Origin of the sequence: Bradyrhizobium sp. CCBAU 45384 (genome assembly GCF_028128665.1) — a bacterium.
GTDB classification, from domain to species: domain Bacteria; phylum Pseudomonadota; class Alphaproteobacteria; order Rhizobiales; family Xanthobacteraceae; genus Bradyrhizobium; species Bradyrhizobium manausense.
In genome coordinates, this window is record NZ_LBIZ01000117.1 from 382,490 (window position 1) to 407,466 (window position 24,977).

The following is a 24,977-nucleotide window of genomic DNA, read 5'->3' on the forward strand; positions in this document are numbered from 1 at the left end:
TTCGGCGACAACTGCTCTCACTGTCCGGCGTCGGCCTCATGCTGGGCGCGCTGTTCTTCGCAGCGGCGCTGACGCCGACGCTGATTCCGCGCAGCTATCTCACGCAAGGAGCGCTGGCCGGCGGCTGCTTTGCGATCGGCTATTTCACCGGCGTGCTGTGGCGCCGGCTGTGGCATTATCTCGAACTGCCCGAGCCTTCGGCGCGCGCAAGGTCCGTCGCGAACGCGCTTGTCGCTGCCGGCTGCCTGCTCGTCGTCATCGTCGCGCTCTGGCGCACGACCGCATGGCAGAACGCGATCCATAGCGTGATGAAGATGGCGCCGGTCGAAACCGCGCATCCGCTCAAAGTGTGCCTCATCGCGCTGATCACGTTCGTCGTGCTGCTGGTGCTGGGGCGGTTGTTCGCACTTTTGGCCTACATTCTCGCTGTCGGCGCGCGGCGTATCATTCCGCGCAAGGTCGCCACTGTCATCGGCGTGATCGTCGCAGGCCTGCTGTTCTGGTCGATCGCGAACAATCTCCTGATCCGCACCGCCTTCAACGCCCTCGATTCCTCCTTCCGCGAACTCGACGTCCTCTTCGAGCCCGAGCGGGCGCAGCCGACCTCGGCCGGCAAGACAGGAAGCCCGGCATCCCTGGTGAAGTGGACGGAGCTCGGGCGCATGGGGCGCCGGTTCATTGCCTCGGGTCCGACCGCAGCCGAGATCAGCACCGTCACGGAGCATCCCGCGCAGGAGCCGGTGCGCGTCTATGTCGGCCTCGCGGCCCGCGACACGGCGCAGGCACGCGCGCGGCTTGCGCTCGACGAACTCAAGCGCCAGCGGGGTTTTGAACGCAAGATTCTGATCGTCATCACGCCGACCGGCACGGGCTGGATCGATCCGGCAGCGATGGATACGGTCGAGTATCTCCATCATGGCGATGTCGCCAGCGTCGCCATGCAGTACTCCTATCTCAACAGTCCGCTGTCGCTGCTGTTTCAGCCCGAATACGGCGCAGCAGCCGCGCGTGCCCTGTTCGCCGAAATCTACGGCTACTGGACGACGCTGCCGAGGGACCAGCGGCCGAAACTGTATCTGCATGGGCTCAGCCTCGGCGCCATGAACTCGGAGAAATCAGCAGAGCTGTTCGAGACGATCGGCGATCCCATTGCCGGCGCGCTGTGGAGCGGTACGCCGTTCGAGAGCCGCATCTGGCGCTCGATCACCGACAACCGCAATCCTGATACACCGGCCTGGCTGCCGGAATTCCGCGACAGCCGCTTCGTGCGCTTCATGAACCAGAACGGGCCGACGGTGCCGCCGGACAGGCCCTGGGGAGCGATGCGGGTCGTCTATCTGCAATATGCCAGCGACGCGATCACGTTCTTCGCCTACCGCGACGCCTATCAGGCGCCTGCCTGGATGAACGCGCCGCGCGGGCCCGACGTGGCACAAGAGTTGCGATGGTATCCCATCGTCACCATGCTGCAGCTCGCGCTCGACATGGCGGTCGCAACTCACACGCCGATGGGCTTTGGCCATGTCTACGCGCCCGAGCATTACGTCGATGCCTGGGTCGCGGTCACTGATGTCAATGATTGGTCGGCTAAGGCGCTGGCGAAGCTCAAGAGCCATCTTGCTGCCCGAGCACGACAGGCACCTGGCGACGATCCCGATCGCGGCGGATAAAGCGCCCTACTCCGCCATCTCCACCGGTTGCGCCTTGGAGGGACCGGCCAGCGGCCGCTCCTCCATCAGGATCAGGCAGAGCGAGGCGGTGGCCATCAGCGCGGTCGCAGCGGCGAAGACGTAGCGGAACGCGTGCCGCATGTCGTCGGCCGGGATCGCCGGGATGCTGCCTGCGGCGTGATGCTCGCCTGCCAGCGGAATGTCGGCGCCGAGCGCGATCAGCAGGATGGCGGCGAAGGCTGCGACCGTGAAGGACGACATCAGCGAGCGGAAGAAATTCATCGCGCCGGTGATGGTGCCGACCAGCGGACGGGCGACGGAGTTCTGCAGCGAGACCACGCAGACCGGAAACGTCGTGCCGAGGCCGAGCGCGAACGCGGCCATCAGCGTCAAGAGGCCCCACAACGGCAAGGTCGTCAGCGTGAGGCCGAGTGCGCAGATCGCGGCCCAGGACGTGCCGATGATGGCGACGCGCTTGTAGTGCTTGGCGCGCGCCATGGTGCGACCGGCGACCGCCGCACCTATGGTCGAGACCGCCGCGAGCGGAATCAGTGCAAGTCCCGCCTCGCTGGCGCTGAGGTGATAGACCGACTCGTAATAAAGCGGCAACTGCACGGTGAGGCCGGTGATGGCGCCGAGGCCGCAGCCGCCTGCGGTCAGCGCAAAGGGCGCAACCGATCCGCTCAGCAACGGCAACGGCAGGAATGGCTCGTCGGCGCGGCGCGCGTGCCAGACGAAGGTGAACGCGAGCGCGATTGCACCGCCCACCATCGACAGCACGGTCGGCGACAACCACCTATAGCGCGTGCCGCCCCAGGTCAGCACCAGCATGAAGACGACAGCGGAGGCCATCAGCAGCACGCCGCCGAGCCAATCGACCTTGCGCTTGCGGTGGAACACCGGGATCTTCTTCATCTTCGGCAGCAGCAGCGCGAGCGCTGCGGCTGCGAGCGGCAGATTGATCCAGAAGATCATCGACCAGTGCAGATGCTCGGCGAAGACGCCGCCGATGACGGGGCCCAAAATGCCGCCCACCATCCAGACGCTGGAGAAATAGGCCTGATACTGGCCGCGCTCACGCGGGGAGACGACGTCGGAGATCACGGTCTGCACGACAGGCATGATGCCACCGCCGCCCAGTCCCTGAAGACCGCGCGCGAGAATCAGCATCGGCATGCTCGGCGCGATCGCGCACAGGATCGAGCCGGCGACGAACAGGCTCAGCGACACGATGATCATGGCCTTGCGGCCGTAGATGTCGCTCAGCGTGCCGAATACCGGCGCAACCGCGGTCGAGGCGAGCAGATAGGCGGTGATCACCCAGGACAGGTTCGAGACGTCCTGGAACTGGCGCCCGATGGTCGGCAGCGCGGTCGCGACGATGGTCTGGTCGAGGGCGGCCAGGAACATCGTCAGCATCAGGCTGATGACGATGGTGCGAACCTCATCTGAGGTGAGCGGCACCGGCGGCGAGATCGGGGGCGCGTCGCTGACGCTGATGACCTCGCCCGGAAGACGGGTCAGTTCCTCGGCGATGTCGTCGGGCAACGTCTGGATATCGGCAGCCTGGCTGCTCTGCCGTGTGAACTGGTTCATCTCGGACTGTCGGATCGGGCGTGTTGCGGTGCAATGCCGCGAAGGATTCGTTCTATCAGAACAATCTAGACAGCAAACTTCTCCTCAGGCAGGCATCGCGGCGCATGGGTGCATCCCGCGTCGCGGCCATCCCGAACACGTGATGAGAGTGGGCCGGCCGATCAGTCCTTGGGGCGTCGCTTCAGGCGTGCCCGCTTCGGCACCTGCCCCGGCCATTGCACCAAATAGTGCTCGAGCTCGGTGTCCGGAATCTCGTCCTCGGTGCCCGCGACGCGGCCGCGCACGGAGACGCCGGCCTCGTGCACCGTATTGGGATCGCCTGAAATCAGCGGGTGCCACCAGTAGAGATCGCGGCCTTGCGCGACCAGCCTGTAGCCGCAGCTCGGCGGCAGCCAGGACAAAGTGCGGACCTTTTCCGGCGTCATGACAACGCAGTCCGGCACGAAGTCGAAGCGATTCGCGTAGTCCTTGCAGCCCGCCGTGCAGGAATCGAGCATCTTGCAGCTGACATCGGTGAAATAGATCTCGCCGGTATCCTCGTCTTCGAGCTTGTTCAGGCAGCAGCGGCCGCAGCCGTCGCACAGGCTCTCCCATTCGGCCGTCGACATCTCCTCCATCTTCTTGGTTTTCCAGAAGAATCCATCCTGGTCCGAAGGTGGTTTGCGTGCTGCGGTCATGCGCCTGATACTAATCCAAAGAGCTAGGGCGAGCGCCATCTAGGGCGCGCGGCTGTGAGACTGCAAGGAACACCCTTGCGGGGCCCGTATTGAACCGGGGTTCAATTAGGCCTGTTGTTCAAAATTGCGAGCCTGACCATTGGTTTATAGGCCCCGCTCGGCTAGAAGAACAGCAAGTCCCCTTTGGTGCGCGAAACCGGGCGCCTTGGGTTTGCCGCAACAATCCCGCAAGACGTCTCGATGCCGCCCCGGCCGGGTGCTTGAACGCTTTCGAACCGAGCCTCAAGGGTTCTAGGTGGTCCAGAACACACCATCCAACTGGAAGAGTCGTATCAGGAACTTCTTCCTGGACCTCGATGCACGCATCGACTCCTCGCTGTTCTCCTCGGCGAAGGGCATCCGCGAGCTCTACGAGCGCTACTCGACCTTCATGGACCGCTTCTATGTCGGGCGGTGGAAGCGCTGGTTGTTCATCGAGCCGCTGTCGGAAGCCGCAACCATCGGCCTCGGTGGCATGGTGCTGATGCTGATCCTCGCCATCCCTGCCTTCCGCGAGACCGCAGACGAGGACTGGCTGAAGAAGTCCGATCTCGCGGTGACGTTCCTCGACCGCTACGGCAACCCGATCGGCAGCCGGGGCATCAAGCACAACGATTCGATCCCGCTGGAAGATTTTCCTGACGTCCTGATCAAGGCGACGCTGGCGACCGAAGACCGCCGCTTCTACGAGCATTTCGGCATCGACATCGCCGGCACCGCGCGCGCGCTCGTTACCAACGCGCAAGCCGGCGGCGTCCGCCAGGGCGGCTCCTCGATCACCCAGCAGCTCGCCAAGAACCTGTTCCTGAGCAACGAACGCACCATCGAGCGCAAGATCAACGAGGCCTTCCTCGCGGTCTGGCTGGAATGGCGCCTGACCAAGAACGAGATCCTCAAGCTCTATCTCGACCGCGCCTATATGGGCGGCGGCACGTTCGGCGTCGACGGCGCTGCGCATTTCTACTTCAACAAGTCGGCGCGCGACGTGACGCTTGCCGAGGCGGCGATGCTCGCCGGCCTGTTCAAGGCGCCGACGAAATACGCGCCCCACATCAACCTGCCCGCCGCGCGCGCCCGCGCCAACGTCGTGCTCGACAACCTCGTCGATGCCGGCTTCATGACCGAGGGCCAGGTGTTCGGTGCCCGCCGCAACCCCGCCTTCGCCGTCGACCGCCGCGACGAGGCTTCGCCGAACTATTATCTCGACTACGCCTTCGACGAGATGCGCAAGCTGGTCGACACCTTCCCGAAATCCTACACCGAGCGCGTCTTCGTCGTCCGCCTCGCCATCGACACCAACGTGCAGAAGGCGGCGGAAGACGCGATCGAGAACCAGCTGCGCCAGTTCGGCCGCGATTACCACGCAACGCAGGCCGCGACCGTCGTCGCCGATCTCGACGGCGGCATCCGCGCCATGGTCGGCGGCCGCGATTACGGCGCGAGCCAGTTCAACCGCGCCACCGACGCCTATCGCCAGCCGGGCTCGTCGTTCAAGCCTTACGTCTACACCACCGCGCTCCTGAACGGCTTCACGCCGAACTCGGTCGTGGTCGACGGTCCTGTTTGCATCGGCAATTGGTGTCCGCAGAACTATGGCCATTCCTATTCCGGCGCGGTGACGCTGACGCAGGCGATCACCCGCTCGATCAACGTCGTGCCGGTGAAGCTGTCGATCGCGATCGGCCAGAAGGAGCAGCCGAAGGCGCCGAACCCGGCCAAGATCGGCCGCGCCAAGATCGTCGAGGTGGCGCGCCGCTTCGGCATCAAGGCGCCCCTGCCCGACACGCCGTCGCTGCCGATCGGCTCGGACGAAGTCACCGTGGTCGAGCACGCGGTGGCCTATGCGACCTTCCCGAACCGGGGCAAGTCGGTGACGCCGCATTCGGTGCTGGAAGTGCGCACCGGCGCGGGCGATCTCGTCTGGCGCTGGGACCGCGACGGCCCGAAGCCGAGGCAGGCCATTCCCGCCAATATCGCCGCCGACATGGCCGGCATGATGAGCCATGTTGTCAGCGAAGGCACCGCGCGCCGCGCCGCGCTCGACGGCATTCCGACCGCCGGCAAGACCGGCACGACGAATGCGTATCGCGACGCCTGGTTCGTCGGCTACACCGGCAATTTCACCTGCGCAGTCTGGTACGGCAACGACGACTACTCGCCGACCAACCGCATGACCGGCGGCTCGCTGCCGGCGCAGACCTGGCACGACATCATGGTCGCCGCGCATCAGGGCGTCGAGGTCAGGGAGATCCCCGGCATCGGCATGGGCCAGAAGCTGCCGCCGCAGCAGATTGCGAACGCGCAGGCCAATGCAGGACCGAAGGTGCTGGAGACCAAGCCCGGTCCGCCGCCGGTGCTGACCAAGCGCGGCGCCGACATCCTGGTGCGCGTCGAGAAGCTGCTCGACGACGCGGCCAAGACCGCGACCAAATCGACCGACAACAACGGCCAGCCGGCCAAGCCGGCATCGTCGACGAGCGCGCTTGCCTTCCCGCAGAATTATGCGGCGGAGGAGAACGCGGGCGCATCCACCCCGCGCAAGAACTGATCTGATCCCGTGCGGCTGCTCCTGATCACATTGACGGCCCTTCTGCTCGCGACCGTGGTCGGCTTGGGTGCGACCTGGATGACGACGACGCGCGGCACCGAGATCGGCGCGCTGACCATCGGCGCCTGGACCGCGCGTCCGCGCACCGGCACCGCCGACGTCGATCCCTATTCGCGCGCCACCATCGTGCGCAACGGCGAGCTGCCGATCGGCACCGGCGACGGCGTCGCCTTCACCGCAACGACCGACGACAAGAAGAAGGCGCTCGACGGCCGCTGCGACGTGGTCGTGTCGGGCGTGACCCCGCCGGCGCGGTTCTGGACGCTGACGCTGTACGATCGCAAGGGCCATCTCGTCGCCAACTCGCTTGCCCGCTACGGCTTCACCAGCCAGGAGATCGTGCGTGCCTCCGACGGCTCATTCGAGATCCACATCGCCGCGCGCTCGCGCGCCGGCAACTGGCTGCCGACCGGCGGCATCGAGCGCTACGCGCTGATGTTCCGCCTCTACGACACGCCGGTCGGGGTTGCGACGCGCACCCAGCGCGATGCGCCGATGCCCAGCATCTCCACGGTGGGCTGCTCATGATCCGCCTCGCGTTCACCATTGTTGCCGGCGTGGTGCTGGGCCTCGTGGTCCATCTCGTCAGCGTGCTGGCGCTGCCGCGGATCGCGACGCAGGACGCCTATTCGCGCCTGACGCCGATGACCAAGCTCAACGGCGTGACCCAGCTGCCGCTGGCCGATCCGCAGACCTCGCCGATGCCGTTCATGGACCCGGCCTTCGCGCTCGCGATCTGCCGCTATGATCTTTCGGGCGGGCCGATCAAGCTCACCGTGCCGGTGAGCCAGGCCTACACGTCGGTGTCGTTCTACACCCGCAACGAGATCGCCTATTACGCCATCAACGACCGCTCGGCCGGCAAGAAGGTGATCGAGCTCGATTTGATGACGCAGGCGCAGCACGATGCATTGCCTGAGGACGAAGAGATCACCGCGGCCGACCGCCTGATCATCGACTCTCCCAGCACGACAGGCCTGATCCTGATGAAGGCGCTGGCCGCCGAGCCCGGCCTGATGCCGCAGGCGCAAGCGACGTTGCAAGCAGCGACCTGTGCGCCGCAGACCGAGGCGCCGACCAAGGCAGAGACGCCGCGCGGTCGGCGCTGACGCGCGGGCGTTGAGACGCCCTCGAAGCCAGACTTTCGAAAACAACCCCATGCACAGTAGCGGGACATTGAAGCGACTGGCAATTTCGACCTCGCGCCGAAGCGGGCGTGTGCAGGGTCGAGGCATCGCCCTGCCCGCCGCATTTTTCCGCTTTGACACGTCGGGCAAAACACTGGCAGAATGGCATCATCGAAATTCGTAGCACCCGCGCGGAGCAATCCGCTGCGGGTTTTTTCGTGTCTGAGCACACAGTGAGTTCTGCGTCGCCTGTCCTCGCGTTCATGAATAGGAGTGCCCTCTCTCGCGCTGCGGCAATTCGCCCTGCGGAAAGACTTGGCTGTCGGGTCGATATCGTGAGATATCCCCTCCCAGGGGATAGGATCATTCATGACACAGCACATCCACGAGAGCCATCCTGACATCGTCAAGCGGCTGAAGCGCGCCGAGGGACATTTACGGCGGGTCATCGGTATGTTCGACGACGGACGGTCCTGCCTGGACCTCGCCCAACAGCTCCACGCCGTCGAGAAGGCGATCTCTGAGGCCAAGAAGGCCCTCATTCACGATCACGTTGACCATTGCCTGGATGCGGCCGCCAACGGCGGCTCGGGCAAGTCGACCAAGAACGTCCTCGCCGAGTTCAAGGCGATCTCCCGATACCTTTAGGCGGAGCTTTCGATGTTTTCGGCCAATCGTTCGGCCGCCGCGATCCTGTCGGTCCTGCTCGCGGCGACCGATCTCACTTCGCAGGCGTTTGCACAGCCCGCGAAAGCGGATATTGGCAAGCCGGCCATGATCGCGATGGACGACGAGCGCATCAAGCTCGCCGAGATCGAGCTGCGCCCGGCCGGTCCTGCTCCGATCTCAAGGCGACTGACCGTACCCGGCACTATCGTTCCTGACTCAGGACGGGTCGCCCACGTCTCGGTCAAGCTTTCGGGCACGGTGGCCGAACTGCGCAAGAACATCGGAGACGATGTCGTCAAGGACGAGATTCTGGCCGTTCTCGAAAGCCGCGAAGTGGCCGACGCCAAGAGTGAATACCTCTCGGCGAAACTGTCCAATGAATTGCAACAGGACCTGACTGCCCGCGACAAGTCACTGTGGGAGGGCCGCGCGGTTCCCGAGCAGCAATATATCAAATCGCGCAATGCTGCGGCGCAGACCGAAATGCGCTTCGGTATCGCCCGCCAGAAGCTGATGGCCCTTGGGGTCACGGATAACGAGATCGCGAGCTTGCCGCGGGCCCCCGATGGCACATTGCGCAGTCAGAACATCCGGGCTCCGATCTCGGGGCGTGTCGCCGAACGCAAGGTCGAAGCAGGAACCGCCGTGGGGCGCGATAGTCTCGAAACGGAACTGTTCGTCCTCGTCGACCTGAGCCGCGTCTGGGTCGAACTGGCGGTCTCAACGACCGATCTACCGCTGGTGAAGGAAGGCCAGTCGGTCGACATCGCGCTGCGGGGCACGACGGAACCCGGCTCCGGCAAGATCGTGTTCGTCAGCCCCCTCCTCGACAAGGAAACGCGCGCAGCCCGCGTCGTGGTTTCGCTCGGAAATACCGACGGCCTCTGGCGGCCGGGCTCGTTCGTCACCGCGGGCATCGCGGTCGAACGTCGCGACGTGCCGGTCGCCGTGCTGTTCTCTGCCGTTCAGACGGTGGATGGCCGCAAGGCAGTCTTTGTCCGCACCAAGGAAGGTTTCGAGAAGCGCGACGTCACGCTGGGGCGGCGCGACGGACCCATGGTCGAGATCGTCTCGGGGCTTTCCGCCGGCGAAACGGTCGCCAGTTCGAACACCTTCTCCCTCAAAGCCGAGCTCTCCAAACCCGGCGACGAGGACTGAGCGATGATCGAACGGATCGTCGAATTCTCAGTGCGGCGGCGTTGGCTGGTCCTGCTCGCGACCCTTGTTTTGGCTGCGACCGGATTCTGGTCATTGACGCATCTTCCGATCGATGCTGTGCCCGATGTCACCAATGTTCAGGTCCAGATCAACGCGGCCGCGCCGGCACTAACGCCAGTCGAAATCGAGAAACAGGTGACGGTCGCGCTCGAGACGGCGCTCGCGGGCATGCCTGGTTTGGAGGCGACGCGGTCCTTCTCGCGCAACGGCTTTGCGCAGATCACGGCCGTGTTCGCGGATCGCACCAACATCTATTTTGCACGGCAGCTCGTGGCGGAACGTCTGAACGAAGCCAAGGACAGCCTGCCTCCGGGCGTCGATGTCCGGATGGGACCGGTCTCGACCGGCCTCGGCGAAATCTACTGGTGGGCCGTCGAGTACAAGAAGCCTGGTGCTTCCGCACCGGTCCGGGACGGACAGCCGGGGTGGCAGAGCGACGGCAGCTATCTCACGCCGGAGGGCGAGCGGCTGACCGACGATTTCCAGCGTACCGTTTACCTGCGCACCGTGCAGGACTGGATCGTTCGGCCGCAGATGAAGACTGTTCCCGGCGTCGCCGGGGCAGACGCCATCGGCGGCTTCGTCAAGCAGTTCCAGGTACAGCCGGATCCGGCAAGGCTGGTCGGCTACGGTCTCTCTTTCAAGCAGGTCGTGGACGCCATCGAAGCGAACAACAGCAGTCGCGGGGCGAACTACATCGAGCAGAACGGCGAAGGCCTTGTCGTTCGGGCCGCCGGCCGCGTCGAAAACCTCGAGGACATCGAGCAGATCGTCGTGACGACGCGCGGCGGCGTCCCAGTGCGGATCAGAGATCTCGCAGATGTCTCGATCGGAAAGGAATTGCGCACCGGCAGCGCCAGCGTCAACGGCCGCGAGGTCGTGCTCGGCACCGCCTTGATGCTGATCGGCGGCAACAGCCGCACCGTGGCTGCCGCTGCTGATGCCAAGATCAAGGACATCAGCAAGACGCTGCCACCGGGCATCTATGCCCGCACTGTCCTCAACCGGACGCAGCTCGTCGATGCCACGATCCATACCGTCGCCAAGAATCTCGCCGAGGGCGCGCTGCTGGTGATCGCCGTGCTGTTCCTGATGCTCGGCAACTTTCGCGCTGCCCTCGTCACCGCCTTCGTCATTCCCATCACAATGCTCATCACCGCGACGGGGATGCTGGAGGGGCGCATCAGCGCCAATCTGATGAGCCTCGGTGCACTCGATTTCGGCCTGATCGTCGATGGCGCCGTCATCATCGCCGAGAACAGCCTGCGCCATCTTGCAGAACGCCAGAGGGAGCTTGGCCGGGCGCTATCCCTGGACGAGCGTCTCGACACAGTGAAGGTCTCGACCTCAGAGATGATCCGCCCGTCAGTCTACGGCCAGATCATCATCATCCTGGTCTACACGCCGCTGCTCGCTTTCACGGGCGTCGAAGGCAAGACTTTCGAGCCCATGGCCCTGACGGTGATGATCGCGCTGGCGGTGGCCTTCGTCGTGTCGCTGACATTCGTTCCGGCCGCCGTGGCCATCGCAATCACCGGAAAGGTCAACGAGCACGAAAACATCCTCGTCCGGACGCTGAAGCGCTGGTACGCGCCGCTGCTCTCGGGTGCCATGGCGAGGCCGCTGCCCGTGGTCGCTGTCGCCACCCTCTTGTTTGTCGGTTCCGTGCTCCTGTTCATGCGGCTCGGTCAGGAATTCACGCCGACGCTGGACGAGAAGAACATCGTCATGGAAGTGAAGCGCGTGCCGAGCACCGCACTGGCACAGTCGCAGGCGATGCAACTTCTCATCGAGCGCCAGATCAGCGGCTTGCCCGAGGTGGCCTTCGTGTTCTCGCGCACCGGTACCCCCGATCTCGCCGCCGATCCGATGCCGCCGAACGCGTCCGACACCTACATCATCGTCAAGTCGCAGGACGAATGGCCCGATCCCTCCGTGACGAAGGAGGACCTCATCAAGAAGATCGAGGCGGAGGCTGGAAAGCTGCCCGGCAACAAGCTGGGATTCTCGCAGCCCATCGAGATGCGATTCAATGAGCTGATTGCCGGCGTCCGCGAGGATCTGGCAGTCAAGGTGTTCGGCGACGATTTCGTCCAGATGCAGCAGACCGCGGGCCAGATCGCCGACGTCATCCGCAAGATCGACGGCGCCGAGAACGTGAAGGTCGAGGAGACCTCGGGACTGCCGTTCCTGGAGATCAAGATCGACAAGGCGGAGATCGCGCGGCGCGGCCTCAGTCTCGCGGCCGTGCAGAACCTGATGCAGACCGCCATCGGCGGCACGGATGCCGGCCTGGTCTTCGAGGGCGACCGCCGCTTCAAGATCGTGGTGCGCCTCGCCGATCCCCTGCGGAACGACATTCCGACCCTGGAAGAGCTGCCAATTCCCCTTCCCCGCGCCAATCCTGACGCGCCGGCTGCCTCAATCCCGCTGCGGACGATCGCCTCGTTCGAGCAGACCACCGGCTACAACCAGATCAGCCGCGAGAACGGCAAGCGCCGCGTCGTCACCACCACCGAGGTCCGCGGCCGTGACATCGGCTCGCTGGCATCCGAAGCCCAGGCGAAAGTCGCCGAGCAGGTCAAGCTGCCGCCCGGCAGCTATCTCACCTGGGGCGGCCAGTTCGAGAATTTTGCCGTCGCCCGGCAGCGGCTGGTGCTGGTGGTGCCTGCGGTGTTCGCCTTGATCTACCTGTTGCTGTCCGGAGCGCTCGGCTCGGTGCGCGACGCGCTTCTCGTGTTCAGCGCCGTGCCGCTCGCGCTCACCGGCGGAATAGCGGCTCTGTGGCTACGCGGCATGCCGTTCTCGATCTCGGCGGCCGTCGGCTTCATTGCCCTGTCGGGCGTTGCCGTCCTCAACGGGCTCGTGATGCTGACGCAAATCCGCAAGCTGATCGCCGACGGTATGGAGCCGAAGAGAGCGATCGATGAGGGTGCGTTGACGCGCTTCCGCCCGGTCGCGATGACCGCGCTCGTTGCCTCGCTCGGTTTTGTCCCGATGGCGCTTGCGACCGGCACAGGCGCCGAGGTTCAGAAACCATTGGCGACAGTCGTGATCGGCGGGCTCCTCACCGCGACGCTGCTCACACTTGTCGTGCTGCCGGCGCTGTACGCGCGGTTTGCCGTGCCACGCACGCCAACCGCACGCAGCAGTGCGCCGCCGGCCCTCGTCCACGACCACGCCGCCGAGTAGTGGCCATGCTGTCTGTTCTCGCCGGCCGGCTGGGATCGAAGGCGGGCCGCGGGCCCACGGTGTTCGTGCTGACCGCAGTGTCGCTGGCCGGCACTGTCCTGGCCGGCCGGCTCCGGCCTGCGGCCGATATGGTCAGCCACGCACATCCCGATCTCGCCACCGATCATCCGCATCTGACCGGCAGCGACGGCAGGCACGCCCATTCCTACGTCATCGACGACCTTCATCCAAAGTGGCCGTGCTCTCTTGTTCCTCGGCCCGGCATGATGGCATCATCGAGAGATCGTCACACACCCGCGCGGAGCAATCCGCTGCGGGTTTTTTCATGTCGGAGCGATCGATGGATTGCTATCATGTTGCTGATCAAGAGGACCAAGCGGGCCACATCGCATTGGTACGTTCGTGACCTGCTGCCCCTGATGGGCGCCACGCTCAAGGCAGATCGCGTCGTGGAAGATCGCAATCGTCTCACTGCTGGAGGTGTGACGTCCGGGATCGATTTTGGGCTGGCGCTCGCAGCCCGCCTCGCTGACGAGGACACGGCCAAACGGATACAGCTTCTGATCGAATACGACCCCAAGCCGCCTTTCGCCCTGGTAGCCCCGAGGAAGCTGGCCCGGCGCTGGCGCACGAGATACTTCAGCGCCGTGCACCTCTTGTCGCATCGGCTCGAAAAGAGGCCGAGATAGCCAAAGAGAGGCTGGGTATCTAGTGCCTCAGACACATAGGAACGGGATCAATTCGAAAGGGGGCGATGAAACACCCGCGCTCACGATGGCTGCTTTTCCCGGCGAGCCATTCGCGCCCACAGCAGCGCCAATGGTCCGAGCAGAATTCCAGCCGCAAGAACGATGAAAACCAGCAGCCAGCCACGCGCACTCTGCGGGCCGCCTGCGGCGTCGAGCGCGACGCCCGTCCCCCAGGCACCGAGGGCAGAGAGTCCGAAGCCGACGGTGGAATGCAGGGCCAGCGTGGCGCCACGATGCTCGGATACGGCCGCAGCGGACATGCCGGCCGTCAACGCGCCGGAATCCGCCGGGACCGTCAGGCCATAGATCATCAGCAACAACGCAACCACCCACGCCGGCGCGGACGCGTTGAAACCGATGATGATCGCGACGCAGGCCGACGCAAGCATCACGATCGTGATGGCGCGATGTCGTCCGAATTTCAATGCGGCCTCGTTGCCGAGGATGCTGGCCGGCATCGAGATCACAGCAAAGCAAAAGCTCATCAGCACGGGCGTCAACCACGAGGGTGCGCTTTGACGCGCAACGACGAAGGTCCAGAAGCCAACCAGCCAGGTGCGGATGCCGTAGAGCTCGAAACAATGCGCGCCGTAGCCGAAGATGTAACCGAGCGCCTCGCGGTTGGCGAAGACGGGCACGAAGTTGAGCAATCGCCCTGCCTTCGGGGCGGGTTGCTGCTCCCGCAGCAAGAAAAGGCACGCCACGACCATCGCGACGGGACCGAGCCCGGTCACCACAAAGGCGGTCCGCCATCCCCAGCGATCGGCGATCAGCTGCGCCGCCAGGAACGACAGGCCGACGCCGACCGAAAAGCTCGACGTGTACAACGTGACGGCCCGCGAGGTGTCGCCGGCTGGCAGCCGGTCCGTCAACGCCTTCAAACCGGGCATGTAGGCGCCAGCAAATCCGAGTCCTGCGAGGGACCAGATCGCCGCGCCCGACCAGAATCCTTGTGCGAAGATGCCAAAGGCCACGGTCGCAAGTCCGCTGGCGATCGAGCCCCAGAGCAGCACGAGCCGCGCATCGATGCGGTCGGTCAACGTTGTCAGCAGGGGCACCGCGAGCATGTAGCCGAAGGCATAACCACTCGCCATCAATCCACCTTCGGCGGCGGAGAGTCCCCACGCCGGCATCAGATGCTGCGCCAGATTCGCGGACAACGTGACGTGCGGCAGCAAATTGCCGACCTGGCCGATGCACATGACCGCGATCAGAGACCGACCGCTCAGACTATGAATAGCTTCCCCCTCTTGCGACCAAGACGACGGCGTCCCAACCGGCATGGCTCATGCGCAACCACAACCGGATGCGCCGGCCTTCTTTGCCGTTTCATCGGCGGCACAGCAGGCCGACGCCTCTTGCTTCGCCGGCCCGCCGCAGCATCCCGCGGCACTCGTCGTCTCGACGCCGCCGCGGGTGCAGACACCGGTTTCCGGCAGCACAAGCTCGACTCTCGCCGCGGCCCTCTTGTCGCCGGCGATGTCGGCCGCAATCGAGCGCACCTGCTCGTAGCCGGTCATCATCAGGAAGGTCGGCGCGCGGCCATACGACTTCATGCCGGCAAGGTAGAAGCCCGGCTCATCATGGGAGAGCTCGCGCGCACCATGCGGGCGCACGGTGCCGCAGCTGTGCTCGTTGGGATCGATGAGCGGCGCCAGTGCGACCGGCGCCTCGATGGCCGGATCGAGCCGCAGGCGCAGCTCGGACAGAAACGAAAAGTCGGGACGGAAGCCGGTCGATACGATCAGCTCGTCCACGACCATGCTTCGCGCAGCGCAGCCGGCGCCGGCCGAGACCTTCAGGCGGCCCTCGGACTCCGTAAGATGCGTGACGCCGAACTCGGTCTCGACCCTGATCTTTCCTGACGTCACGAGCGCGGCAAAGGCATTGCCAAGCTCACCGCGCGCGGCAAGCTTGTCGTCGCGACCGCCGCCGAAGGCCTTTGCCGGGTCAGCGCCGCGCAACAGCCAGACAGGCTGCGTTTCCGGCACCTCCTCGGCGAGTCGAGCAAGATCGATCAGCGTGCCGACCGCGGAGTGGCCGGCGCCGAGCACAGCAACTTTCTTTCCGGCATATCTGGAACGATTGAGACCTCGCACGTCGGGCATGCCATAGGCAACACGGCTGGCGCACTCCGCCTCGCCGATCGCCGGCAGGCCGTTGCTGCCGGCCGGATTGGGAGAGAACCATGTGCCTGACGTATCGATCACGGCATCAGCGCGCAGAACCTCCGGCCCCTTGCCGTTCTGGTAGCGGATTTCGAAAGGCGCCTGCTCCCTGCCCTTCGTCTTCGCCTTGTCGAAGCCGACGCGGCTGACGGCCGAGACCTGGCTCGAGGTGCGGATCACCTCGCGCAATGGCGTCCGCGTGACGAGCGGCTTGAGATATCCCTCAAGCAGTTCGCCGCCGGTCGGATAAGCCTGGGGGTCAGGCGAATTCCAGCCCGTCGGCGCGAGCAGACGCGCTGCGGCCTTGTCGACATTGTATTCCCAAGGCGAAAACAGCTGGACGTGCTGCCACTGGCGGATGGCATGTCCCGCCTCCGGCCCGGCTTCCAAAACGATCGGCGACATGCCGCGCTCCAGCACGTGCGCGGCCGCCGCGAGGCCGACAGGCCCGGCCCCGATGATCGCAATCGTCTTCGCTTCGCTCATTTCGTTAGTCCCATCATTCTAGAATTATCGAACAACCGAGCAAAAAAAATCAGGCCGCCGATTGAGAGCCTCCGCATCCGATTTCGTCCGCACAGCACTCCGCCGCCAGGAAATCCACCAGCCCGCGCATCGCGTCGAAGTTCGCGTGACAAACGAGGGTCGTGGATTCCCTGATCTGGCTGACGAGCCCGACCGCAACCAGAGACTTGATGTGGTGGGACAGCGTCGATGCCGGGATCTTCAGCCTGTCCTGCAAGCGGCCGACAGGCATGCCGGAGTGTCCTGCCCGAACCAGGGCACGATAAATCTGCAGCCGGGTCCGATTACCCAAAGCTTCCAAGCGCGCCGCTGCATCGTCGATCTTCATGACGACCATAGTGCGCCCGTCCAGACTAGCTGTCAACGGTATTTCTAGAATATCGGAAATATAAATTCGAACCGCGCCCTGAGATTTTCGGAATTGTCGGTCCCGAAGGCTGATGCCAGCTTTTGGGCCCGTCTAAAGCGCGATGAGAATAGGATGAATCGTCATCGCGCTTTAGGTATTGTTTGAGCATGATCTTTTCGGAAAACTGCTGCGCGCTTTTCCGGATCATGCTTTAGCCTGACCTGCTTCTGGCCCTTTGACCCAACACGACTTGAGCGCTTGGCGTATTCTTACCCAAATGAGTAAGCTGAGCGCTTCTCCGCTGCCCTCGCCGCCGTCGAAAGTCCTTTGAAACAACACGACTTGTGCTAGTTTACCGGTATCACCGGCCAAGGCTTTGCCATAGGCGTCGGTGGCTGAGAGACCGAGCGTGCTCCCGCCTGCTTCTGCAACGGGGAGCGCTGCCAATGCCGCACCAAAAGCTCATTGAACGTTTGCTTGCAGTCAGCAGGCTGTCGAATGGCGAGCAGAAAGCGCTGGTCGGTTTGCCGTACGCCGTGCGCAATCTGGCCGACGGAGACATTGTCGTGCATCAGGGTGATCGCGCCTCCTGCTGCACCGTATTGATGACCGGCTTCCTGTCGCTGCAACGGGTCATTTCAGACCGAAATCAGATATCGGCTTTTTACGTGCCCGGCGATATCCCGGATCTTCACGGTTTGCATGTACCGACCATGGATCACGATCTGTGCAGCACGGGCCCCTCGACGATCGCCACCGTCAGCCACGTTGCGCTGAGGCAGGTCTTACGGGATTTCCCTGCACTCGCTTACGCTCTCTGGGGAGAGACCGTTATCCAAGCGGCAATTTATCGAAACTGGGTGGAGAACCTCGGAGCACGCGCTGCCCTTCCGCGCGTTGCCCATTTACTCTGCGAACTTGCGACGCGACTGCAGCAGGTCGGCTTGGCAATCGGTGGCAGAATGAACTTGCCATTCACACAAGCTGACTTTGCCGATGCTTGCGGCCTTTCGACCGTGCACGTCAATCGCACAATCCAGGAACTGCGACGTCGGCGCTTGATCGACTGGCAAAGCCAAACGCTGGAATTGCTGGAGCGTGCAGAGCTGGAATCCATTGCGGAGTTCAATCAAGACTATTTGCTTGGAAGATCGAAGCTCGCCCCGGACAGAAGCGCGCTGAGATTGGGTTGAATCGTCATCGCGCTTTAGCTCTTTGTTTGAGCATGATCTCCGCGCAAACGCGTTCCGCGTTTGTCGCGAGGGAAAACCGCTTCGCACTTTTCCGGATCATGCTCTAGCGACGAAGACGGCCCTGTCCGACCGGATTGGTGCACAGCAACGTATTGCCGTTGTGTTATGCTTGGATCGCCAGCCGGATCGCCCCGCGCTGCGAGATTGATATTTTTTGCAGATCGGCACCGTCAGGAGCTGTCGATGACATCCATTGACGAACGGCTTCTCGAAAGCAAGATGACCCAGATCGAGCAGGCCAGGGCCTGGAGCCCCCGGGTCATTTCCAAGTTTGAAACCCTGATCCGTAGCGGCGACGAGGTCAGCATCTTCCGCGCCAACCCCTTGGCGTTCGCTCGAGATCGCGGTGTGGCTGAGCCGGAAGCGATCGACCTGTTCCTCCACGCCGCTCGCGCCGGACTGGTCGACCTGCATTGGGACATCCTGTGCCCCCATTCCGGCCTGGTACTGGAAAGCTTCGGCAAGCTGCGAGCACTCCGGAGTCATTTCGTCTGCGGGCTGTGCGATATCGACGGTCAGACCGACCTCGACGACTTCATCCAAGCTTCTTTCTGCGTCTCGCCGCAAGTACGGCGCCTCGCATTGCACGACGTTGACAACCTCTCGATCGAAGACCTGCATTGGAAGCTGAAATTTGCTGACAGCGGGCGGCTGCCCGGCGGACAAACCCGATTTGTTGATGTTCTGCGCACTCTCGTGCGCGGCATGACATATCTGCCACCAGGCGTGACCACGACCCTGCAGACCGAGATTAACCCCGGCGCCCTCTCAGGCGTTAACGTCCAGACGCAGGCCGGCTTTGCACTTCCAGTCGCGGACTCCTCGGCACCCCCGCCCAGCACTCCGACAGTCATTCGCATCACCTACGATGGGCAACGCTTCACATCCGCTGTTTCGGCTGTGCCGTCGGGACGTGCCGTCTTCGAGATCAGCAATACGGGCACGAAGCGCGGCTCGGTGCTCTTGGTTAACTGGCCACCTGAGATCGTAGCTATGCCAGAGAAGCCGACACTCGAGTTTGACCCCTACGTGTCTGGCGGCATGCTGCTGACGCGGCAGACTTTCCGCAAGCTCTTCCGCTCCGAGCGGGTGGACGAGGAGGAAGGCCTCGGCGTCCGGCAGGTGACCCTCCTGTTCACCGACCTGAAGGGCTCGACCGCTCTTTACGAGCATCTCGGAGATCTCAACGCCTATGCGCTGGTCAGGGAACATTTCGCTCTGCTCGACGCAATCGCCCAACGGCATGCTGGTGCTATCGTGAAGACCATCGGAGATGCCGTCATGGCTGCGTTCTCCCGGCCGGCAGACGCAGTCGCAGCCGCGCTCCAAATGTTGCAAGGAATCGGCCAGTTCAACTTCGAGCGAGACCAGCCCGCCATTGTCCTCAAAATGGGCGCACATTGCGGGCCCTCAATCGCGGTGACCCTCAATGAAAATCTCGACTATTTCGGCCAAACGGTAAATATAGCGGCGCGGGTGCAGTCGTTCGCGGATGCCGGTGAAATCTGTCTGACGGAAGCGCTCTACACGGCGCCTGGTGTTCGCCAGTTGCTGACGGGACACGACGTCGAGGAATTCGATGCGCCATTGCGCGGCGTGGAAGGTAACGCACGAGTCTATCGCATCACCGGTCGATCGTAGCCAATCGCTCGGGTCAAATTTGAGGTCTCCTCGAGGGCTGCATGAGCGTTGCACGCACCGCCATGGTGCGGCATCCGGGTTCAGACCTTCGTTGCGGCCGGGCGATCGTTAAGTGAGACCGCGGAGGAACAACTTGATATTTGTTAGGTTGACCCAGCGCCATCGCAGTGGGGCGCGCAATGCCAGAAGACGATTTATCCAACAAGGCAGAGCGGGCCCTCGTGGCGATTGCACTGAGCACCGCGATGCTCATCATGTGCCTCGCATCCCTGCTATACAGATAGGGCACGCATTCGGGGATGGATGACCTCCGGACAGCGCGGCTCGCACCGCGTCATCCTACCGCTCCTCGGTCGGATGAACCCATTTGTACGGCGTGATGCTCCGCGCTTCCGTCAGCTTGATCATGTGGACGGGCGGCGCGGACCGGCCCTTGCGACATGAGCGGCACTTCAGCGAGGCCTCCAGCTTCCAGATCGGCGTATCGCGGGGACGGCGGATCGCATCGAGCGGCAGGCTCGCGCGCGACTTGCACCTGATGCACTCGACCTCGAGCCAGCCCATGCCGCCATTGAGGCACTGCCCGATGGTCGGCGAGGGCTGCGCGGGACCGCCGTAACCTTCCATGCGCACCGACCAGGCTTCGGCCTCGGCACGATCGGCCTCGCGCACCGCCTTCTTCGCTTGCTCCCGCGCATGCTTGGCGGAAATCTCCGCCCCCATGATGCGGCCGCTCCAGATGACCTCACGTGATTTGGTGCTCATGCCGCGATCAAAGCAACGTGACCGCGCGTTGGCAAATTATCGATGGCTGGTAGGTCGGATCCGCAAACCGCCACTGCGTATCGTGGCTGTGGACAACTGGCGCAGTGGTGACATCGCCGTGACCGGAGGATCGGTCTATTCGGCCGCCTCCGCGGCCTGCACGGGACGATCATCATGAAGAGCCGGTCGCTCCCCCGGAGGAAGCCCCCGCCCCTTCACCAGGCCGAAGATGGCGGGGATCACAACGAGCGTCAGCACCGTCGACGACATCATGCCGCCGATCATCGGCACCGCTATGCGTTGCATGATTTCCGATCCGGCCCCGCTGCTCCACATGATCGGCAGCAGACCGGCGGTGATGGCGACCACCGTCATCATCTTGGGCCGCACCCGTTCGACTGCGCCCACCATGATGGCATTGTGGAGATCGTGGCGTGTCAGCGGCCTTCCCTCGCTGCTGCACGCGGCTTTCACCTCTTCCAGCGCATGATCGAGATAGATCAGCATCACGACGCCCGTCTCGGCGGCAACGCCGGCGAGCGCGATGAAACCGACCGCGACGGCGACTGACAAATTGAAGCCGAGCCACCACATCATCCAGATGCCGCCGACCAGCGCGAACGGCAGCGACAGCATCACGATCAGGGTCTCGGTCATGGCGCGAAAATTCAGGTAGAGCAGCAGGAAGATGATCGTCAGCGTCACCGGCACCACTATTCTGAGCCGGGCGGCGGCGCGCTGGAGATATTCATACTGCCCGCTCCAGACCACGTAATAGCCCGCGGGAAACTGGATGCTTTCCGTCACGGCGCGCTGCGCGTCAGCGACGTAGCTGCCGATGTCGCGATCCCTGATGTCGACATAGATGTAAGTCGCAAGCTGGCCGTTCTCAGTGCGGATCGACGTCGGACCGCGCGCGGGCTCGACCTTGGCCACCTCGCCGAGCGGCACGGCACCTCCGAACGGCATCGGCACCAGGACATCGCTGGCGATGGCCTTGGGATTGTCGCGCAAGTCGCGCGGATAGCGCATGTTAACCGTGAAGCGCTGGCGGCCCTCCACTGTCGTCGTGACCGTCTGGCCACCGAGCGCGGCCGCGATGGTGTCCTGGACGTCCTGGATCAGGAGGCCATAGCGGGCAAGCGCCTCGCGATCGGGGACGATCTCGAGATAATAGCCGCCGATGCCGCGCTCGGCGTAAGCGGACGACGTCCCTGATACGGTCTTGATGACGCGTTCGATCTGCTTTGCCAGCCTGTCGATCTCGATGAGGTCCGTACCCATCACCTTGACGCCGACAGGCGTGCGGATGCCGGTGGAGAGCATGTCGATGCGCGCCTTGATCGGCATGGTCCAGGCGTTGGAGACGCCGGGAAACTGCAGGGCCTTGTCCATCTCGGCGATCAGGCTGTCGACGGTGACGCCGGCGCGCCACTGCTGCTTCGGCTTCAGATTGACGACGGTCTCGAACATCTCGGTCGGCGCCGGGTCGGTCGCAGTCGCAGCGCGTCCCGCTTTGCCGTAGACCGAAGCGACCTCGGGAAACGATTTGATGATGCGATCCTGCATCTGCATCAGCTCGGCCGCCTTGGTGACGGAGATGCCGGGCAGCGTCGTCGGCATGTAGAGCAGCGTGCCCTCGTTCAGAACAGGCATGAACTCGGTGCCGAGCTGGCGCGCCGGCCATATCGTGACGGCGAGAACGGCGACGGAAGCCAGGATCACCAGCGTCTTGGCGTGCAGCACGCCTTTGATGACGGGGCGATAGATCCAGATCAGAACGCGGTTGATGATGTTCCTGCTCTCCGGGACAATCCGGCCGCGGACGAAGATCACCATCAGCGCCGGCACCAATGTCACCGACAGAAGCGCTGCTGCCGCCATCGAAAAGGTCTTCGTGAACGCCAGCGGGCTGAACAGCCGCCCCTCCTGCGACTCCAGCGTGAAGATCGGCATGAACGACACCGTGATGATCAGCAGGCTGAAGAACAGCGCCGGCCCGACCTCGGATGCGGCGTCGATCAGGACCTGGATGCGCCGCTGATCGGGCCTGGCACGTTCGAGATGCTTGTGGGCGTTCTCGATCATGACGATGGCGGCATCCACCATCGCGCCGATCGCGATCGCGATGCCACCCAAGCTCATGATGTTGGAGCCGAGTCCGAGCAGCTTCATGGCGCCGAAGGCCATCAGCACGCCCACCGGCAGCATCAGGATCGCGACCAGGGCGCTGCGGACATGCAACAGGAACACGATGCAGACCAGGGCGACGACGACGCTCTCCTCGAACAAGGTATGCTTGAGCGTATCGATCGCCGCATAGATCAGATTGGACCGATCGTAGACCGGCACGATCTCGACCGATTTCGGCAGGCTGCTCGCGATCTCCTCGAAGCGCTTCTTGACGTTCTCGATGACATCGAGGGCGTTGACGCCGAACCGCTGCAGCACGATGCCGCTGGCGACCTCGCCCTCGCCGTTCAGCTCGGCGATGCCTCGCCGCTCGTCAGGGCCAAGCTCGACAGCGGCGACGTCCCGCAACAGCACCGGCGTGCCGTTGCTGGTCTTCAGGACGATATTGCCGAGATCGTTGACGCTCTTGATATAGCCTCTGCCGCGGATGACATACTCGAACTCGGAAAGCTCGACGGTCCGGCCGCCGACATCGGCATTGCTGGCACGGATCGCCTCACGGATCTTTGCCATGCTGATGCCACGGTCGCGCATCCGCTGCGGGTCGAGCACCACGTTGTACTGCTTGACGAAGCCGCCGATGCTGGCGACCTCGGCAACGCCTTCGGCCTTGGCCAGCGCAAACTTCAAATTCCAGTCCTGGATCGTGCGCGTATCCGCAAGGTTCAGCTCCTTGGACATCACCGCATATTGGTAGACCCAGCCGACGCCGGTCGCGTCGGGTCCGATGGTCGGGGTGACGCCGGCCGGAAGCCTGGACGACGCGCCGTTGAGGAATTCCATCACGCGCGAGCGCGCCCAGTAGATGTCGGTGCCATCCTCGAAGATCACGTAGACAAACGACACGCCGAAGAAGGAGAAGCCGCGGACCACCTTCGATTTCGGCACGGTCAGCATCGCCGTCGTCAGCGGATAGGTGACCTGGTCCTCGATCACCTGCGGCGCCTGACCGGGATATTCGGTGTAGACGATAACCTGCGTATCGGAGAGATCGGGGATCGCATCAAGCGGAAGATGGACCAGCGCATAGAATCCGGCAGCGGCCGCGAAACCGGTGCCGAACAAGACGAGCAGCAGGCTGCGCGCCGACCAGGCGATGATGCGGGCGATCATTTGCGATCTCCCATCGCGCCGGCATCAAAGCCCTTCAGCGCCGCCTTCAGATTGCTTTCCGCATCGATCAGGAAGGTGGCGGAGGTGACCACCGCCTCGCCATCCGCAAGCCCTTCCCGCACTTCGATATAGCCGCCACCGCGACGGCCGAGCTTGACCGGCCGCGGCTCGAAGCGCCCCTCCCCCTTGTCGACGAGAACGGCTTGCCGGCTGCCGGCGTCGAGCACCGAACTGTCGGGCACCGCCAGGACGGGCGCGGCGTCCGCCGTGTCGATGTCGGCATCGACATACATGTCCGGCAGCAGCACGGCATCGGGATTGGCGAGTTCGACCCTAATGCGAACGGTGCGGGTATCGCGATTGACCTGCGGATAGACGATCGCGATCTTGCCGGCGAACGTCCGGCCGGGAAAGCTGCGCGCCCGGACGGCCACCGACTGCCCGACCGCGACGGCGCCAAGATCGCGTTCGGCGATGTCAATCAGCGCCCAGACGACCGAGGTGTCCGCGATGCGGAACAGCACATCGCCGGGATTGGCGCGCATGCCTTCGATGACGTTGCGTTCCAGCACGATCCCGTCGCGCGGCGCCGACCAGCTGATGGTGACCGGCGCTGTCCGCGTCCTCTCCATCTCCGCGATAACAGGCTCCGGCACATCGAGATTGACCAGCCGCTGGCGCGAACCGCGGCCATACATCTCGACACCGCCGACCACCTTGGAGGTGATCGTCGCAAGATATTCCGCAGCAGCCGACGCGACGGCCGAGCTGTAGATGTCCATCAGCGGCTGGCCGGCCTTGACGCGGGTACCTGTGGTGACGTCGGCGACCTTCTGCACAAAGCTCTCGGCGCGCATCGCGACGACCGAGACGCGGCGCTCATCGAGCTGGATCGTGCCGGGCGCCTTCACGGCGACGCGAATCGCGCGCCGTTCGACCGGCTCGGACTTGACGCCCGTGCGCTGGATCCTGCCCGGCGACAGTTTTACGGCGCCGTCGTCGGTGTCGTCGCCTTCGTAGACGGGGATGTAGTCCATCCCCATCGAATCCTTCTTCGGCATCGGCGAGGTGTCGGGCAGGCCCATGGGATTGCGGTAGTAGAGGATTTTCCGCGAGGACGGCGCCTGCTGCGGCGGCTTCGCCTGCGATGCGGCCGCACGATCGTCGTCGTAGACCGGCAGATAGTCCCGCCCCCGGTCATCCTTGTTTGGACCCGATGACCAGAGTGGCGCGCCGCTGGGATCGCGATAATAGAGCGGCGTTCGGTCCGCGGCCGATGCGCTCGGGGCGAACTCCCCGTTCGAATAGCTGTCAGCGATCAAGGCAAGGCCAGACCCCAGCGCAACGGCCGTCAGAAGACGCAGCGTTTTCATGGCGTGTCTTTCGCGCACCCGGGAGCGCGCGTCCGTGTGAATGGAGAGGGAC

At 64.0% G+C, this 24,977-nt stretch carries 18 protein-coding genes; 10 read left to right on the forward strand and 8 right to left on the reverse strand.

Annotation, left to right across the window (positions count from 1 at the left end; genetic code table 11):
• Positions 1 to 38 precede the first annotated feature (38 nt).
• Positions 39 to 1,670, forward strand: coding sequence for an alpha/beta hydrolase (locus XH80_RS33245; RefSeq protein WP_271602350.1), 1,632 nt, complete (start codon positions 39 to 41; stop codon positions 1,668 to 1,670).
• Positions 1,671 to 1,676: 6 nt separating this feature from the next.
• On the opposite strand, the gene XH80_RS33250 is transcribed toward XH80_RS33245, so the two are convergent.
• The gene (locus XH80_RS33250; RefSeq protein WP_271602248.1) at positions 1,677 to 3,266 is read right to left on the reverse strand and encodes an MDR family MFS transporter; all 1,590 of its coding nucleotides are present in this window, start codon (positions 3,264 to 3,266) and stop codon (positions 1,677 to 1,679) included.
• Positions 3,267 to 3,427: 161 nt separating this feature from the next.
• Entirely contained in the window at positions 3,428 to 3,943 is a 516-nt protein-coding gene (locus XH80_RS33255) for a YcgN family cysteine cluster protein (protein WP_271602249.1), read from the reverse strand.
• A 295-nt stretch (positions 3,944 to 4,238) separates the two neighbouring features.
• On the opposite strand from XH80_RS33255, the gene XH80_RS33260 reads away from it, so the two are divergent.
• From XH80_RS33260 to XH80_RS43775, 7 genes are all read left to right on the forward strand, one after another.
• On the forward strand, positions 4,239 to 6,530 hold the full coding sequence (locus XH80_RS33260; protein WP_271602250.1) for a transglycosylase domain-containing protein: 2,292 nt from the start codon (positions 4,239 to 4,241) through the stop codon (positions 6,528 to 6,530).
• Between the two features lie 9 nt (positions 6,531 to 6,539).
• Complete coding sequence (locus tag XH80_RS33265) at positions 6,540 to 7,118, forward strand: DUF1214 domain-containing protein (protein ID WP_057753060.1); 579 nt, start codon at positions 6,540 to 6,542, stop codon at positions 7,116 to 7,118.
• Entirely contained in the window at positions 7,115 to 7,699 is a 585-nt protein-coding gene (locus XH80_RS33270) for a DUF1254 domain-containing protein (RefSeq protein ID WP_271602251.1), read from the forward strand. The genes XH80_RS33265 and XH80_RS33270 overlap by 4 nt, the downstream gene beginning before the upstream one ends.
• Positions 7,700 to 8,086: 387 nt before the next feature.
• The gene (locus tag XH80_RS33275; protein ID WP_271602252.1) at positions 8,087 to 8,365 is read left to right on the forward strand and encodes a metal-sensing transcriptional repressor; all 279 of its coding nucleotides are present in this window, start codon (positions 8,087 to 8,089) and stop codon (positions 8,363 to 8,365) included.
• Positions 8,366 to 8,491: 126 nt separating this feature from the next.
• The gene (locus XH80_RS33280; RefSeq protein ID WP_271602253.1) at positions 8,492 to 9,544 is read left to right on the forward strand and encodes an efflux RND transporter periplasmic adaptor subunit; all 1,053 of its coding nucleotides are present in this window, start codon (positions 8,492 to 8,494) and stop codon (positions 9,542 to 9,544) included.
• A gap of 3 nt (positions 9,545 to 9,547) precedes the next feature.
• Positions 9,548 to 12,796 carry an efflux RND transporter permease subunit gene (locus XH80_RS33285; protein WP_271602254.1) on the forward strand — a complete coding sequence of 1,083 codons (3,249 nt, stop codon included), beginning with the start codon at positions 9,548 to 9,550 and terminating at the stop codon, positions 12,794 to 12,796.
• 5 nt (positions 12,797 to 12,801) lie between these two features.
• Complete coding sequence (locus XH80_RS43775) at positions 12,802 to 13,485, forward strand: hypothetical protein (RefSeq protein WP_333968889.1); 684 nt, start codon at positions 12,802 to 12,804, stop codon at positions 13,483 to 13,485.
• Positions 13,486 to 13,565: 80 nt separating this feature from the next.
• On the opposite strand, the gene XH80_RS33295 is transcribed toward XH80_RS43775, so the two are convergent.
• The 3 genes from XH80_RS33295 to XH80_RS33305 form a co-directional block, all read right to left on the reverse strand.
• Positions 13,566 to 14,747: an MFS transporter gene (locus XH80_RS33295; RefSeq protein WP_271602255.1), complete on the reverse strand. Its 1,182-nt coding sequence runs from the start codon at positions 14,745 to 14,747 to the stop codon at positions 13,566 to 13,568.
• A gap of 84 nt (positions 14,748 to 14,831) precedes the next feature.
• On the reverse strand, positions 14,832 to 16,199 hold the full coding sequence (locus tag XH80_RS33300; RefSeq protein WP_271602256.1) for an NAD(P)-binding domain-containing protein: 1,368 nt from the start codon (positions 16,197 to 16,199) through the stop codon (positions 14,832 to 14,834).
• A gap of 49 nt (positions 16,200 to 16,248) precedes the next feature.
• Positions 16,249 to 16,566: an ArsR/SmtB family transcription factor gene (locus XH80_RS33305; protein ID WP_057753110.1), complete on the reverse strand. Its 318-nt coding sequence runs from the start codon at positions 16,564 to 16,566 to the stop codon at positions 16,249 to 16,251.
• Between the two features lie 467 nt (positions 16,567 to 17,033).
• Between XH80_RS33305 and XH80_RS33310 the strand changes: the two genes are divergently transcribed.
• Positions 17,034 to 17,780, forward strand: coding sequence for a Crp/Fnr family transcriptional regulator (locus tag XH80_RS33310; protein WP_271602257.1), 747 nt, complete (start codon positions 17,034 to 17,036; stop codon positions 17,778 to 17,780).
• Positions 17,781 to 18,023: 243 nt separating this feature from the next.
• On the forward strand, positions 18,024 to 19,481 hold the full coding sequence (locus XH80_RS33315; RefSeq protein WP_271602258.1) for an adenylate/guanylate cyclase domain-containing protein: 1,458 nt from the start codon (positions 18,024 to 18,026) through the stop codon (positions 19,479 to 19,481).
• A gap of 339 nt (positions 19,482 to 19,820) precedes the next feature.
• Here the strand turns inward: XH80_RS33315 and XH80_RS33320 are convergent, their stop codons facing one another.
• The 3 genes from XH80_RS33320 to XH80_RS33330 all read right to left on the reverse strand — a co-directional run bounded on the left by XH80_RS33320 (position 19,821) and on the right by XH80_RS33330 (position 24,925).
• The gene (locus tag XH80_RS33320; protein ID WP_271602259.1) at positions 19,821 to 20,246 is read right to left on the reverse strand and encodes a hypothetical protein; all 426 of its coding nucleotides are present in this window, start codon (positions 20,244 to 20,246) and stop codon (positions 19,821 to 19,823) included.
• Between the two features lie 135 nt (positions 20,247 to 20,381).
• Positions 20,382 to 23,552, reverse strand: coding sequence for an efflux RND transporter permease subunit (locus XH80_RS33325; RefSeq protein ID WP_271602260.1), 3,171 nt, complete (start codon positions 23,550 to 23,552; stop codon positions 20,382 to 20,384).
• Entirely contained in the window at positions 23,549 to 24,925 is a 1,377-nt protein-coding gene (locus tag XH80_RS33330; RefSeq protein ID WP_271602261.1) for an efflux RND transporter periplasmic adaptor subunit, read from the reverse strand. The genes XH80_RS33325 and XH80_RS33330 overlap by 4 nt, the downstream gene beginning before the upstream one ends.
• Positions 24,926 to 24,977 lie beyond the last annotated feature (52 nt).

Coding starts and splice junctions, on each gene's coding strand:
- XH80_RS33255 (WP_271602249.1), bottom strand. CDS start 3,943: ATGACCGCAGCACGCAAACCACCTTCGGACCAGGATGGATTCTTCTGG.
- XH80_RS33285 (WP_271602254.1), top strand. CDS start 9,548: ATGATCGAACGGATCGTCGAATTCTCAGTGCGGCGGCGTTGGCTGGTC.
- XH80_RS33305 (WP_057753110.1), bottom strand. CDS start 16,566: ATGAAGATCGACGATGCAGCGGCGCGCTTGGAAGCTTTGGGTAATCGG.
- XH80_RS33270 (WP_271602251.1), top strand. CDS start 7,115: ATGATCCGCCTCGCGTTCACCATTGTTGCCGGCGTGGTGCTGGGCCTC.
- XH80_RS33320 (WP_271602259.1), bottom strand. CDS start 20,246: ATGAGCACCAAATCACGTGAGGTCATCTGGAGCGGCCGCATCATGGGG.
- XH80_RS43775 (WP_333968889.1), top strand. CDS start 12,802: ATGCTGTCTGTTCTCGCCGGCCGGCTGGGATCGAAGGCGGGCCGCGGG.
- XH80_RS33280 (WP_271602253.1), top strand. CDS start 8,492: ATGATCGCGATGGACGACGAGCGCATCAAGCTCGCCGAGATCGAGCTG.
- XH80_RS33275 (WP_271602252.1), top strand. CDS start 8,087: ATGACACAGCACATCCACGAGAGCCATCCTGACATCGTCAAGCGGCTG.
- XH80_RS33315 (WP_271602258.1), top strand. CDS start 18,024: ATGACATCCATTGACGAACGGCTTCTCGAAAGCAAGATGACCCAGATC.
- XH80_RS33330 (WP_271602261.1), bottom strand. CDS start 24,925: ATGAAAACGCTGCGTCTTCTGACGGCCGTTGCGCTGGGGTCTGGCCTT.
- XH80_RS33300 (WP_271602256.1), bottom strand. CDS start 16,199: ATGAGCGAAGCGAAGACGATTGCGATCATCGGGGCCGGGCCTGTCGGC.
- XH80_RS33310 (WP_271602257.1), top strand. CDS start 17,034: ATGCCGCACCAAAAGCTCATTGAACGTTTGCTTGCAGTCAGCAGGCTG.
- XH80_RS33250 (WP_271602248.1), bottom strand. CDS start 3,266: ATGAACCAGTTCACACGGCAGAGCAGCCAGGCTGCCGATATCCAGACG.
- XH80_RS33245 (WP_271602350.1), top strand. CDS start 39: ATGCTGGGCGCGCTGTTCTTCGCAGCGGCGCTGACGCCGACGCTGATT.
- XH80_RS33325 (WP_271602260.1), bottom strand. CDS start 23,552: ATGATCGCCCGCATCATCGCCTGGTCGGCGCGCAGCCTGCTGCTCGTC.
- XH80_RS33295 (WP_271602255.1), bottom strand. CDS start 14,747: ATGTGCATCGGCCAGGTCGGCAATTTGCTGCCGCACGTCACGTTGTCC.